This is a genomic window from Shewanella sp. SP1S2-4 (genome assembly GCF_031932075.1).
Taxonomy (GTDB): Bacteria; Pseudomonadota; Gammaproteobacteria; order Enterobacterales; family Shewanellaceae; genus Shewanella; species Shewanella baltica.
Genome location: NZ_JAUOET010000019.1, coordinates 9,821 through 23,962, shown reverse-complemented (window position 1 = coordinate 23,962; position 14,142 = coordinate 9,821). Strand labels below are relative to the sequence as shown.

General features: G+C 46.7%; 7 protein-coding genes. All 7 read left to right on the top strand.

Translation table 11 applies throughout. From position 1 onward, the window contains the following. The first annotated feature begins 120 nt into the window (after positions 1–120). The 7 genes from ampD to Q4Q52_RS15860 all read left to right on the top strand — a co-directional run bounded on the left by ampD (position 121) and on the right by Q4Q52_RS15860 (position 13,949). A complete protein-coding gene (ampD, locus tag Q4Q52_RS15890) occupies positions 121–684 on the top strand; it encodes a 1,6-anhydro-N-acetylmuramyl-L-alanine amidase AmpD (protein ID WP_311991064.1) in 564 nt (187 codons plus the stop codon). Positions 685–753: 69 nt separating this feature from the next. Further along, the gene (gene ampE, locus Q4Q52_RS15885) at positions 754–1,605 is read left to right on the top strand and encodes a beta-lactamase regulator AmpE (protein ID WP_311991063.1); all 852 of its coding nucleotides are present in this window, start codon (positions 754–756) and stop codon (positions 1,603–1,605) included. Between the two features lie 290 nt (positions 1,606–1,895). After that, entirely contained in the window at positions 1,896–2,648 is a 753-nt protein-coding gene (pdhR, locus tag Q4Q52_RS15880) for a pyruvate dehydrogenase complex transcriptional repressor PdhR (RefSeq protein WP_311991062.1), read from the top strand. Between the two features lie 81 nt (positions 2,649–2,729). Then, a complete protein-coding gene (gene aceE, locus Q4Q52_RS15875; protein WP_311991061.1) occupies positions 2,730–5,396 on the top strand; it encodes a pyruvate dehydrogenase (acetyl-transferring), homodimeric type in 2,667 nt (888 codons plus the stop codon). Positions 5,397–5,408: 12 nt separating this feature from the next. Continuing rightward, positions 5,409–7,424: a dihydrolipoyllysine-residue acetyltransferase gene (gene aceF, locus Q4Q52_RS15870; protein ID WP_311991060.1), complete on the top strand. Its 2,016-nt coding sequence runs from the start codon at positions 5,409–5,411 to the stop codon at positions 7,422–7,424. A 147-nt stretch (positions 7,425–7,571) separates the two neighbouring features. Next, positions 7,572–8,999 (top strand): dihydrolipoyl dehydrogenase, encoded by a 1,428-nt coding sequence (lpdA, locus tag Q4Q52_RS15865; protein ID WP_006084361.1) that lies wholly within the window; start codon positions 7,572–7,574, stop codon positions 8,997–8,999. Between the two features lie 456 nt (positions 9,000–9,455). Continuing rightward, a complete protein-coding gene (locus Q4Q52_RS15860; RefSeq protein ID WP_311991059.1) occupies positions 9,456–13,949 on the top strand; it encodes an EAL domain-containing protein in 4,494 nt (1,497 codons plus the stop codon). Positions 13,950–14,142: the final 193 nt, after the last annotated feature.

The following is a 14,142-nucleotide window of genomic DNA, read 5'->3' as shown; positions in this document are numbered from 1 at the left end:
TTTGCTTCATGAGCTCAACATTAAAAGATGATGAAGTCAGTTCCATGCGCAGGGTTTCTTCTTTGCTTGGCTGAATACTGTTAGAGTAACCGAGTTTGTGGCATAGAGGATAAGCTCATTATGCGGTTTGAATCAGGTTGGTGTGATAGTGCGAGGCGTTGTGAGTCGCCACATTTTAATCAACGTCCCTTAGGTGAAGTGAGTTTGTTGGTGATCCACAATATTAGTCTGCCAGCAGGTTGCTTTGGATTACCCTATATTGATCAATTATTTCAAGGGTGCTTAGATACCAATGCCGATGCCAGTTTTGAACAGCTGCAGGGCTTGGAAGTCTCGGCGCACTTTTTGATCCGCCGCAATGGCGAGCGTGTGCAGTACGTGAGTTGTAACGATAGGGCTTGGCATGCAGGGCTTTCTCGTTATGGTGAGAGAGAGAATTGTAATGATTTCTCCATTGGTATTGAGCTGGAAGGCACTGATACTGAGCCTTACACACCTGAGCAATATCAGTCACTGACAGCGTTGACGCAAGCTCTGTTGGCTGAGTATCCATCGCTGAGTACCGAACGAATTGTGGGTCATTGTGATATTGCGCCAATGCGCAAAACAGACCCTGGGCAAAGTTTTGATTGGGAAAGATATTTAGGGAAGCTAAAGGAATATACTCAGGCGTTGCGCTCTTAGGTTTTTGGATTTTAGACGTATTTCACACAAACCTAGACTATTTATGGACAAATTATAGAGGTACAGCCCATGGCATTATTTTCACTCTTGGTCGCCATTTTAGTGGAGCGACTTAAATGTCTTCCTTCATCATGGCAATTTGATCGTTTACTGCAATCCTACCAAACGACGTTTTTTGGTGATAAAGCTTCACTGACGAGCGTTATGATGGCGCTGGCGTTAGTGCTGCCAGCCCTGTTGGTGTATGTGTTGTCTTGGTTAGTGGCGGGGATGTTTTGGGGCTTATTAAGTTTAGCGCTATGGATTGTCGTAGCGGTGGTTTGTTTTAACCATCAGAAGCAGCGTGATATTTTCAAGAAATATATGCAAGCGGCTTGTCGTTCTGACGTCCAAGCTTGTTACCATTATGCCGCTGAGCTCGATTGTAGCGAGTGTTTGGATGCGGTATCCGAGAAAGACCTTGGCGCCAAAGTGGGTCAAAGTGTCGCTTGGATTAACTATCGATATTATGGCGCAGTTGCTTTGTTCTTCATTTTTCTGGGGCCTGTCGGCGCCGTGTTGTATTGCACTGTACGTTTTTATGCTGAAGAAAATGCCCGCAAATCCCTTGAGCTGCCATTAGTCAACGAAGTGATTAGCGTGTTGGATTGGTTACCTAGCCGCATCTTTGCCTTTGGTTATGCGTTAAGTGGCCAATTTAGCGAAGGGTTAGCCGCGTGGCGCCATCATGGTTTGACCATAAATACCAGTGCTCGCACTGTCGTTGTTGAGACGGCATTAGCAGCGCAACCTTTACCTGAGGTCGCGAGTGCACCTATATGTGTACAGTCAACCTTGGCATTATTAGTACTGAGTAAACGCAACTTTACACTTATCGTCGCGGTACTGTCACTGCTGACCATTTTTGGGTTGGTGAGTTAAAGGAAGGACGCTTCGCAGCGAGAACGCTTCGCTGCTAGGGCGTCGCTACGCTCCTTCTAGAATCTATCCGCTGCGCTTTTGCAGCGCCTAGTAGGGCGAAGCCCGTGCTTTTGTCAAATGGTCTGACCCCATAGACATTTTTTTCCGCTATGCTCTCTCTTCGTGAGTGCTTTCGATCGAGATCGCTTTTAAGGAGTGATCTTCAATCTGGACATCAAAACGCTGATTTGATAAAGTGCGCTCACTCAAAAAAATTGGTAAGACCAATTTACAACGGAGCTGAGCGCCTGATGGCCTATAGTAAAATTAATCAGCCAAAAATTTCTGATGTGATTATGGCTCAATTAGAGCAGATGATCTTAGAGGGCAGTTTGCAGCCCGGTCAGAAGTTACCGCCTGAACGCGAACTGGCGATCCAGTTTGAAGTGTCTCGACCTTCTTTGCGTGAAGCTATCCAAAAGCTTGAGGCAAAAGGACTGTTAATGCGCCGCCAAGGCGGTGGTACTTATGTCAAAGAGCAACTCTGGCAGAGTCTTGCCGATCCTATCGTTGAACTTATGAATTCTGATCCAGAGAGTCAATACGACTTGCTGGAGTTCCGTCATGCTACCGAAGGTATGATGGCTTATTTTGCGGCGCTGCGTGGTACTGACGCCGATATGCAAAATATCAAACGTATGATCCTCGAGGTGGAAGCCGCCACCGATATTGAACAACAAGCCGCCGCCATTGTGCGTTTTTATCGTGCCGTTGCCGAAGCGTCACATAACGTGGCTATGTTACACCTCGTTCTCAGTTTAACCCCTGTGCTGCATCAAAATGTGGCGCAAAACTTGGAGCTTTTAAGCCGCCGCGAAGAAGCTTCTACTATGGCTAACGATCACAGACGGGCCTTGCTCGCTGCCATCGTTCGTCGTGATCCCGAAGCCGCCAGAGAAGCCTCGAATGAACACTTAAGTTACATCGAAGAGGTGATGTTATCTGTGCGGGAAGAAGATAGCCGGTTGCAGCGAAGCTTGCGCCGTTTAAAGAGTGGCGCTTAAGTTCTGTAGTTTAGCTGCCTGCTAAATCGGAATATGCCGCAAACACCATTCATTATCATGTATATAGAGAAGGACAGTGTCATGTCTGAAGATATGCTACAAGACGTAGATCCATTAGAGACTCAGGAATGGGTTGATGCCCTGCAAGCCGTGTTGGAACAGGAAGGCCCAGAGCGCGCGCATTTTTTACTAGAGAAGCTGATCGATAAAGCGCGTCGTAATGGCACTCACTTGCCTTATAACGCCACAACGGCTTACTTGAACACTATCCCAGCGGGTCAAGAGCCTCACATGCCTGGCAACCAAGAGATGGAACGTCGCATTCGCGCCATCATCCGTTGGAACGCTTTAGCTATGGTGCTTCGTGGTTCTAAGAAAGATTTAGAATTAGGCGGCCATATTTCAAGCTTCGCCTCAAGCGCGACTATTTATGACGTATGTTTTAACCACTTCTTCCGCGCACCCAATGAAAAAGACGGTGGCGATTTAGTGTATTTCCAAGGCCATATCGCCCCTGGTATTTATGCGCGTTCATTCTTAGAAGGTCGCTTAAGCGAAGACCAACTGGCTAACTTCCGTCAAGAAGTGGATGGCAAGGGTCTGTCTTCATACCCACATCCAAAACTGATGCCGGATTACTGGCAATTCCCAACGGTTTCTATGGGCTTAGGTCCAATCCAAGCCATCTATCAAGCCCGTTTCCTGAAATATCTGACTGACCGTGGTCTGAAAGATTGTTCAGCACAAACTGTTTACTGTTTCTTAGGTGACGGTGAGTGTGACGAGCCAGAAGCCTTAGGCGCGATCGGTTTAGCAGCCCGTGAAGAATTAGATAACTTAGTCTTCATCGTTAACTGTAACTTACAGCGTCTTGATGGCCCTGTACGTGGTAACGGTAAGATCATCCAAGAACTTGAAGGCGAATTCCGCGGCGCAGGCTGGGAAGTTGTTAAAGTGATTTGGGGTCGTTACTGGGATCCATTATTGGCCCGTGACACCAGCGGTAAACTGCTGCAGTTGATGGAAGAAACCGTTGACGGTGAATACCAAAACTGTAAAGCCAAAGGTGGCGCTTATACGCGCGAACACTTCTTTGGTAAGTATCCTGAAACGGCCGAAATGGTTGCTAACATGTCAGATGATGACATTTGGCGCTTAAACCGCGGCGGTCATGATCCAGTTAAAGTTTACGCTGCACTGGAACATGCACAAAAAACCAAAGGCCGTCCAACAGTTATCCTAGCTAAAACCGTTAAAGGTTACGGCTTAGGTGATGCGGGTGAAGGTAAAAACATCGCTCACAACGTTAAGAAGATGGGCGTTGAGTCTATCCGTTACTTCCGCGATCGTTTCAATATCCCGATCCCTGATGACCAGTTAGAAGATCTGCCTTTCTATCACCCAGGTCCAGATTCTGAAGAAGTGAAGTACATGATGAGCCGTCGTGAAGCGCTGCATGGTAGCGTGCCACAACGTCGTCAAAAGTTCACTGAAGAGCTGGAAGTGCCGTCACTGAAGATTTTCGATTCGATTTTACAGGGCTCAAACGGCCGTGAAATTTCATCGACTATGGCGTTCGTTCGCGTGCTGACAGCTCTGCTGAAAGACAAGAAAATTGGCAAAAATATTGTGCCAATTATTCCTGACGAAGCTCGTACTTTCGGTATGGAAGGTTTGTTCCGTCAAGTGGGTATTTATGCTCACGAAGGCCAAAAATATATTCCGCAGGATTCTGACCAAGTTGCTTACTACCGTGAAGATAAAACCGGCCAAGTATTGCAAGAAGGGATTAACGAACTCGGCGCTATGTCTTCATGGGTATCAGCAGCGACGAGCTACTCAGTCAACGATACACCTATGATCCCGTTCTACATCTACTACTCAATGTTCGGTTTCCAACGTATTGGCGACATGGCTTGGGCAGCGGGTGACATGCGTGCTCGTGGTTTCTTAGTCGGTGGCACTTCAGGTCGTACAACGCTTAACGGCGAAGGTTTACAGCATCAAGACGGTCACAGCCACGTATTGGCGAACACTATCCCTAACTGTATTACTTACGATCCAACCTACGGTTACGAAATCGCTGTTGTGGTACAAGATGGTATCCGTCGTATGTACGGCGAAAATCAAGAAGATATCTTCTACTACTTGACCACAATGAACGAAAACTATGAGCAACCAGCCATGCCAGAAGGCGCGGAAGTGGGCATAGTTAAAGGTATCTATAAGTTAGAAACGGTTGCGGGCTCAGGTAAAGGCAAAGTTCAGTTAATGAGCTGTGGCACTATCCTTGAACAAACCCGTAAAGCGGCGCAAGCACTGGCGAAAGATTTCGGTATCACAGCCGACGTATTTAGCGTAACTAGCTTCAACGAATTGACTCGCGATGGTCAAGCCGCTGAACGTTGGAACATGCTGCACCCAACCGAAACGCCAAAACAAGCCTATATCAGCCAAGTGATTTCAAGTGATGCACCTGCAATCGTCGCGACTGACTATATGAAGATTTACGGCGAACAGTTACGTGCTTATATTCCTACCGATTACAAAGTGTTAGGTACTGACGGTTTCGGTCGTTCAGACAGCCGCGAGAATCTGCGTCACCACTTTGAAGTGGACGCTAAGTTCATCGTTATTGCGGCACTGAAATCACTGGTTGATCGCAAAGAGCTGCCTGTCGATGTGTTAGCAAAAGCCATTAAAGAATATGGTATCGACGCTGACAAGATCAATCCACAGTACGCGTAAGAGGCAATAAAAATGGCTGAATTAAAAGAAGTTTTTGTTCCTGATATCGGCGGCGATGAAGTGCAAGTGATCGAAATCTGTGTGGCTGTGGGTGATACCCTAGCGGCAGAAGAATCGATTCTTACCGTCGAAAGCGACAAGGCGACTATGGATATTCCAGCGCCTTTCGCCGGTGTTTTAGCCGAATTGAAAGTGGCTGTGGGCGATAAAGTATCTGAAGGTACTTTGATTGCTATGATGCAAGCAGCGGGCGCGGCAGCTGCTGCTCCGGCTCCAGTTGCTGCACCCGCTCAGGCGGCACCAGCATCTGCACCAGTTCAAGCGGCTCCTGCCCCTGTGGCTGCTGCTCCTGCGACGGGCGCAACCAAAGTGGTTGAAGTGACTGTGCCTGATATCGGTGGCGACACCGATGTATCAGTTATCGAAGTCCTGGTTGCTGTCGGTGACAAGATTGAAGTTGATAGCGGTTTAATTACCCTAGAAACAGACAAAGCGACCATGGACGTACCATCACCTTTCGCGGGTGTGGTTAAAGACGTTAAAGTCGCAGTTGGCGATAAAGTGTCGCAAGGCTCTTTAGTCATCATGCTTGAAGTGGGCGGCGCTGCACCTGCTGTGGCTCCAAGCGTTAGCGCGCCAGCTGCAACTGTGGCTCAGGCGGCTCCTGCCGCTACGGTGGCGCCAGTGGCCGCGGCACCTGCTGCACCAGCGGCAAGTGTGGTTGCGGTAAAAGAAATTCAAGTGCCGGATATTGGCGATGCCAGCAATGTCGATGTGATCGAAGTGCTCGTGTCTGTCGGTGATGAAATCACTGCTGACCAAGGTTTGATTACCCTTGAAACTGACAAAGCCACCATGGAAGTACCTGCGCCATTCGCCGGTAAACTGCTGTCTTTGACTGTTAAAGTGGGTGACAAGGTTTCTCAAGGTAGCGTTATTGCGACGATTGAAACTGTGACAGTGGGTGCAGCTCCTGCACCTGTTGCTCAAGCGGCAGCTCCTGCTCCAGTGAGCGCGGCGCCCGTTGCAGCCCCAACACCTGCAAGCCGTCCTCCAGTGCCACACCATCCAAGCGCAGGTACACCTGTGTCTACCGGTGCGGTACATGCGTCTCCTGCGGTACGTCGTTTAGCCCGTGAATTTGGTGTCGACTTGACCCAAGTGACAGGTTCTGGCCGTAAAGGTCGCATTATGAAAGAAGACGTTCAGGCGTATGTGAAATACGAACTGTCTCGTCCGAAAGCGACTGCGGCAACCTCTGTGGGTTCAGGTAACGGTGGCGGTCTGCAAGTGATTGCAGCACCTAAAGTTGATTTCAGTAAGTTTGGTGAAGTGGAAGAAATTCCATTAAGCCGTATCCAGAAGATTTCTGGCCCTAACTTACACCGCAACTGGGTAACTATCCCTCACGTGACTCAGTTCGATGAAGCTGATATCACTGAAATGGAAGAGTTCCGTAAGCAGCAAAACGATGTAGCGGCGAAGAAAAAAGCCGATTACAAGATCACGCCTTTAGTGTTTATGCTAAAAGCTGTGGCTAAAACGTTGCAACAGTTCCCAGTGTTCAACTCAAGCTTAAGTAGCGATGGCGAGTCACTGATCCAGAAGAAGTATTTCCACATCGGTGTGGCGGTTGATACGCCAAACGGTTTGGTTGTGCCAGTCGTGCGTGACGTGGATAAGAAAGGCATTATCGAGTTATCTCGTGAACTGGCTGATATCTCTATCCGTGCCCGTGATGGCAAGCTGAAATCTGCTGACATGCAAGGTAGCTGTTTTACTATTTCTAGTTTAGGTGGCATTGGCGGTACAGCGTTTACGCCTATCGTTAACTACCCAGACGTGGCGATTTTAGGTGTGTCTAAATCTGAAATTAAGCCTAAGTGGAATGGTAAAGAGTTCGAACCTAAATTGATGTTGCCACTGTCGCTGTCATACGATCACCGTGTGATTGATGGTGCTATGGCTGCACGCTTTAGTGTGACGCTGTCAGGAATTCTGTCCGATATTCGTACTTTGGTTCTGTAAGCATATAAGGCTGCTCATCTTGAGTGGCCTTTTGTTTATTGTGATCAGTATCAAACACAGGTTAAAATGCGCCCACCTTACGCGCTGGCGCATTTTCGGTTGGCAGGATAGCTCCTCCAACGGATTGAATGAGAATTAGAGGAAAACATGAGTAACGAAATCAAAACTCAGGTAGTGGTATTAGGTGCAGGTCCTGCAGGTTATTCTGCGGCTTTCCGTGCAGCGGACTTAGGTCTTGAAACCATTATCGTTGAACGTTTTAGCACTTTAGGCGGCGTGTGTCTTAACGTGGGTTGTATCCCATCTAAAGCCCTATTACATGTTGCTAAAGTTATCGAAGAAGCCAAAGCCGTTGCTGCTCACGGTGTAGTTTTCGGCGAGCCAACTATCGATTTAGATAAGTTACGTGGCTTTAAAGAAAAAGTCATTGGCCAATTAACTGGCGGATTGGGCGGTATGTCCAAAATGCGTAAAGTTAACGTGGTTAACGGTTTTGGTAAATTCACTGGCCCTAACACGCTAGAAGTGACTGCTGAAGATGGCACTGTCAAAGTGGTTCAATTCGAGCAAGCTATCATTGCTGCGGGTTCTCGCCCAATCAAACTGCCATTCATTCCGCATGAAGATCCACGTATTTGGGATTCGACTGACGCATTAGAACTGAAAGAAGTTCCAGGCAAGTTGTTAGTGATGGGCGGCGGTATTATCGGCCTAGAAATGGGAACTGTGTACGCTTCTTTAGGCAGTGAAATCGACGTGGTTGAAATGTTCGACCAAGTGATCCCAGCAGCTGATAAAGACGTTGTTCGCGTATTCACTAAGCAAATCAAGAAGAAATTCAACCTGATCCTTGAAACTAAAGTCACAGCGGTAGAAGCCCGTGAAGACGGTATTTATGTTTCTATGGAAGGTAAGAGCGCCCCTACTGAAGCAGTCCGTTACGATGCAGTATTAGTAGCAATTGGCCGTGCACCTAATGGCAAGTCGTTAGATGCTGAAAAAGCAGGTGTTAACGTTGATGAGCGTGGCTTTATCAAGGTTGATAAGCAACTGCGTACTAACGTACCGCACATCTATGCAATTGGTGATATCGTTGGTCAACCTATGTTGGCTCACAAAGGCGTGCACGAAGGCCACGTAGCGGCTGAAGTTATCGCTGGCATGAAGCACTACTTCGATCCAAAAGTGATCCCATCAATTGCTTACACTGACCCAGAAGTCGCTTGGGTTGGTTTAACTGAGAAAGAAGCGAAAGAGCAAGGTATTGCTTACGAAACCGCAACTTTCCCATGGGCAGCAAGCGGCCGCGCTATCGCATCTGATGCGAGTGAAGGCATGACTAAACTGATTTTCGACAAAGACACTCACCGCGTAATCGGTGGTGCGATTGTTGGCGTTAACGGCGGCGAGCTGTTAGGCGAAATCGGTTTAGCGATTGAAATGGGTTGTGATGCTGAAGATTTAGCATTAACCATTCACGCTCACCCAACACTGCACGAATCAGTAGGCTTAGCGGCTGAAATGTACGAAGGTTCTATTACTGATTTGCCAAACCCAAAGGCAAAGAAAAAGTAATTTAGCTGTCGATTAAAAAAGCGCTCATTTGAGCGCTTTTTTATTGCCTGTATTTTTTTGTAACTTTTATGTAAACAAGCGGATGAATTGATAGGATTGAGCTGCTACAGTACAGTTATACCCAAGCGACCTCAAAATACGAGTTTCAGAGCGCCCAGGGTGCTTCAATTCAAGGCGCATCAATGAAAAAATGTCGGCCACCTTTTGAATTGATGCAACACGGAAGTGGAGTGCCCTGGGTGCTCCGTCCCGGCGGCTGATGTTAACCACGGGGCAACGCACTTTATGCCGTGTTGGCTATTTTTGACTTAGCCCACTAGGCCTACAAATAGCCGCAATCGCCATATATGTCGTGAATGCCATTTATGCAGGAGCAATAAATAGCCTTGCTGAAAGTGCGTTATCATGCCGTTAACATCAGCCGCTGAATTCTGCATTTTGAGGTGGTTTGGGTATATGTATGAAGTAAGCCGTCACATGCAAACAAAAATAATTAGAACAATTCTGACATGTTTCATCCTTTTACTGACTGGCGTCCACTCGGCTTGGGCGGGTGGCTTTGTGCAGCGAGTGTTTACCGATAGGGACGGTTTAGCGGTCACCAGTATCCGCGGTTTGGCCTTAGATGATTACGGTTTTGTTTGGGCAGCGACTGAGCAGGGCTTGTATCGGGTGAGTAATTCTAAGGTGCGGCGTATCGATAAAATCGGCACCGAATCGCGACTGTCAGATGACTTTTTAACCTCAGTGGTGAACATAGAACGTGATAAGTTATTGGTCAGCACTAACGCAGCGATTTACCTTTACGACATAGCACAAAATCAATTTACCGCCTTTGGTTCACCCTATTTATTCCCGCAGTTTCCCGGTGGTGCGCTGGTCTCGGCAGCCCGAAAAAATAGTAAAACATGGCGATTATTAATTGATAATGGCCAGATATATGAATTCTCCCCTTCAAAGTCCGAGCTGCGCCTTATTACTCAGTTGCCGGTTAACCGCGATCTCCCTTGGCGTAAATTGCTGGTCATGCCGAATAGTCAAATGCTGGTCGCGGGAACCTTGCAATTAGAGTTGCTAGAGCAAAATGGCGAGCGGGTATTCCAATACTCTTGGACCGAATCTATGGGCAGTATTCTCGATATGTTAGAGGATTCTCAGCATAGGATCTGGATTGCGACTGGCCGCGGCGTTTATCAATTAGATCAAATTTCTAGGCAGATTATCCCCGTGCCAGAATTGCCCGATTGGAGCACAGCGATCGTTGAAGATGCGAAAGGATATTTATGGTTTTCCAGTCGTATCGGTTTATTGAAATGGTCGCCCGAAACACGCCAGATTGAAAACTATCAAAAGGAGTTGAAGGTTGAGGCCGACATGGAAACGCTAAAAGCCATGTTGTTTGATGATGCGGGTTTGATGTGGGTCGGAGGTTCAGGCGATGGATTGGCGTTATTGGCGTCGCAGCCTGATTTTATCCTCGACACTTATACTGGCGATGAACCCTATCAATTGAGTGATGCCATGACTTGGTCAGTGCATGCCAGTGATGAAGGCGTTTGGCTAGGTTCTTCCAATTTGGATTTTATTGCTAAAGGCAGTAGTAAGGCATTTAACGTGCCGATTGAGGGATTTAATCCCCATGAAAGTATCTATGATATCAGTGAGTTTGAGGGGCATTATTTACTATTATCGACAACTAGCGGTCTCTTTGTTGTCGATAAAGACACTTTGCAAGGCAGCAGCTTTTCTAAGTGGACCCATGGTAATGATGGCTTTAAAAATAAGCTCATTTATAAAACCTACCTCGACCCTAAACTGAAAGGACGCATTTGGATTGCGACCACATCAGGGCTGTATTTTTGGGAAATGGGACTGTACGAACCTCAGCCCTTTGATATTGATAAATCATCGGACAAATTTGATGGCCCCAAGCGACCCGTTATCCGCACGATTTATCGCACCTCCGACGGTCGTTTATGGGTGGGCGGTAAAAAAGTCTTTGGGTACATCGACGGCCAAAATGAGTTTCATGATCAGCGGCAGTTGTTTAATGCTTTTGCAGCACAACCCACGGTCAGTCACATTGAAGAAATGTTACCTGGGGTGATCTGGTTTGGCTCCTATGAAAAAGGTTTATTTGAATACCATCAGCAAACGGGATCGTTAATTTCATTGACCTCCGAGTGGCAATTAAATTGTAGTTCAGTGTTTTTTATTCAAAAAACGCCCAAGTCTAATCTTGTGGGCTGCTCGGATTCTTTGGTGCGACAGGATATCCAAACGGGCGAGATTGCTATGTTCAATCAGCTCGATGGTTTAATTTCCGATGAGATGAACGAAGGCGCCTATTTTTACTCACCTAAAACAGGCTTTTACTTAGGCACGCCCGAGGGCGTGATGCGACTCGATGTCGATAGGCTGGCCAATCGCATTACCGATGACCATGTGATGCTTGAATCTGTCTCTGTGTACTATAACAACACGACCGAAGTGTCCCTGTTGCCGCGCAACCTGATGACCATCAAACCCGAAGCCAATATGGTCAGTTTTCAAATCACTAACTTAGATTATCTCGATGATTCGCCCATCCAATTTAAATACCGATTACGTTATCAAGATGAAGAGAGTAATTATGTGCTGCTTCAGGGGGAGTCGCAGATTAACCTCGCAGGTTTAGCTTCGGGTGGTTATGTTTTAGATATTTTAAGTCAGGTCAATGGAATATGGTCCGATAAACCTTTTACCTATCCCTTTTATGTTGAGCAGCATTGGTGGTTATCCCAAGGTTTTAAAGGCATTTTACTGCTGTTATTTGCTATTATTGCCTTAAGTCTTGCTTGGTATCGGCAACGTCAGATCAATACCTTTAAGCAGATGAATCTGGCATTAACAGAGAGTGATGACAGGCTGAGGCAATCTTTGCGCGGTAGTGACTCAGATCTGTGGGAATGGCATAAAAATACTCAGGCATTTCATCTTGATAATCGTGGTGCAGTTCTCGGTACCCATGCCAATGAGATTGTTGTGAGCTTAGCAGAGTTGCCTGTGCATCCACAGGATAGGGAAAAAGCGCTCGCTCAGTGGGATAGTATGATATCGGGGGAGATAGATAGATTCGAAGCCGAATATCGCTATCAGCGCAAGGACGGTAATTGGGGCTGGTTAAGGGTAAGAGGGCGGCCCGTTGCCCGTAATAAGCACTCCAATGAGATTGAGCGGGTCGCAGGGATTTATAGTGATATTACCGTGCAACGTCAGTTAGAAGATGAAGTGAATTTACTGGCAAAAGCGTTTGGTAACACATCTGAAGGTGTACTGATTTTAGATGTCGAAGGCAGTATTCGCGTGGCGAATTACGCGGCACAGCAAATTATCGGCATCGATTCTGCTGACTTAGTTGGCCAATCTTTTACCCAATTTGTACAGATGAATGACGGTTTGGCATCGGAAATCAAGCAACTCCTCAGTGATAGCCAGTCTTGGACGGGCGAGCGTGAGTTAATCAACGCCAGTCAGCAACCTTGCCCTGTATGGCTAAACGTATCTGTGATGCAAAGTGCCAATGGGAAAGTGACCCATTATGTGGTGGTATTCTCGGATATTACCGAACGTAAACGAACCGAAGCCGATTTACGCCGCCTAGCCAATTACGATGTACTTACGGGATTGCCAAACCGCTCCTTATTTTCTAGTCGCCTATTACAGTCTATTCAGGCCGCGCAGCAAACGGGCGAGAAATTGGCGCTATTGTTCTTGGATCTCGATAGATTTAAGCATGTTAATGACTCCTATGGTCATAGCATGGGCGATGCCTTACTGGTCGAAGCCTCAAGCCGACTACAGTCCTGTGTTGCTAGCGAGCATATGCTCTGCCGTTTTGGCGGCGATGAATTTGTGATTTTACTCAGAAATGCCAACAGCATTGATGATATCAACCACATTGCCGAGCGGCTGCTGGAACAAATCGTGGCGCCTTTTAAGTTATATGGCCGTGAGTTTTATATTTCGACCAGCATTGGCATCAGTATTTGGCCCGATGATGCGGTGCAGCCCGAGGCCTTTATCAAGAATGCCGATCTTGCTATGTATCACGCCAAAGAAGAAGGACGGGGGAATTTCCAATATTATTCCTCTGAGCGTAATGCCCAAGCCCTCTATCATTTACGGCTTGAGGCCGATTTACGTAAAGCCATAGAGCGGCAAGAGTTCGAGCTTTATTACCAGCCGCAAATTGATATTTTGCGTAACGATAAGCTCATAGGAATGGAAGCATTAATTCGCTGGAAACATCCGCAGGATGGTTTTATTCGTCCCGATATTTTCATCAAAGTCGCCGAGGCCTGCGGTTTAATTGTCGATATTGACCGCTGGGTGTTAAGGCAAGCCTGTGTGCAGGGAGCATATTGGGTAAAGCGTTATGGCGCTACCTTTAAGTTGTCGGTTAATATTTCGGCGGTGCATTTCAGACAGCCAGATTTTATTGAAGACATACAAAGCATTCTGCATGAAACCCAAATGCCGACAGCGTCTTTAGGCTTAGAAATCACTGAAGGCGTATTGATGAAAGAGCTGCACGTCGCTAAAGATCATCTCTCGCGATTGAAATCCTTGGGGATTGAAGTTGCTATTGATGACTTTGGGACGGGTTATTCTTCTCTGGCTTATTTACGCCATTTTGAGGTGAATACCTTAAAAATCGATCGCTCCTTCTTGATTGATATCGCCACCAATAAGGCCGATCAGGCGATTGTGAGCAGTATTATTGAATTAGCCCGTAACCTTAAATTAAATGTGGTTGCCGAAGGGATTGAGACGGTTGAGCAGTTAGAGCAAGTATTTAGCCGCGGCTGTTATATTATTCAAGGGTATTATTTTGCTAAGCCTATGTGCGTGGCTGATTTTGAACGCTATTTAGAAACAGATAACAGAATCGTTGCTATTGAGCATTAAGTAAGATCATATAGCCTATTATCGGCTCGTTTATGTTTGATCATGCGTCCTTGATATTTGTATTGGCGATAGGCCATACGAGCAAGATATAAACCAGCGTCCTTAAAATTTAAATGACAAAATATTCAGCTATGATTGATATTTTGTTTCGTCATTTATTCAATTAAACTGCATCTGTTTGTGTAAATAGTAC

Excerpts from the sequence above, each read along its gene's own strand:
- aceE (WP_311991061.1), top strand. The coding sequence starts at position 2,730 with ATGTCTGAAGATATGCTACAAGACGTAGATCCATTAGAGACTCAGGAA.
- pdhR (WP_311991062.1), top strand. The coding sequence starts at position 1,896 with ATGGCCTATAGTAAAATTAATCAGCCAAAAATTTCTGATGTGATTATG.
- ampE (WP_311991063.1), top strand. The coding sequence starts at position 754 with ATGGCATTATTTTCACTCTTGGTCGCCATTTTAGTGGAGCGACTTAAA.
- lpdA (WP_006084361.1), top strand. The coding sequence starts at position 7,572 with ATGAGTAACGAAATCAAAACTCAGGTAGTGGTATTAGGTGCAGGTCCT.
- aceF (WP_311991060.1), top strand. The coding sequence starts at position 5,409 with ATGGCTGAATTAAAAGAAGTTTTTGTTCCTGATATCGGCGGCGATGAA.
- Q4Q52_RS15860 (WP_311991059.1), top strand. The coding sequence starts at position 9,456 with ATGTATGAAGTAAGCCGTCACATGCAAACAAAAATAATTAGAACAATT.
- ampD (WP_311991064.1), top strand. The coding sequence starts at position 121 with ATGCGGTTTGAATCAGGTTGGTGTGATAGTGCGAGGCGTTGTGAGTCG.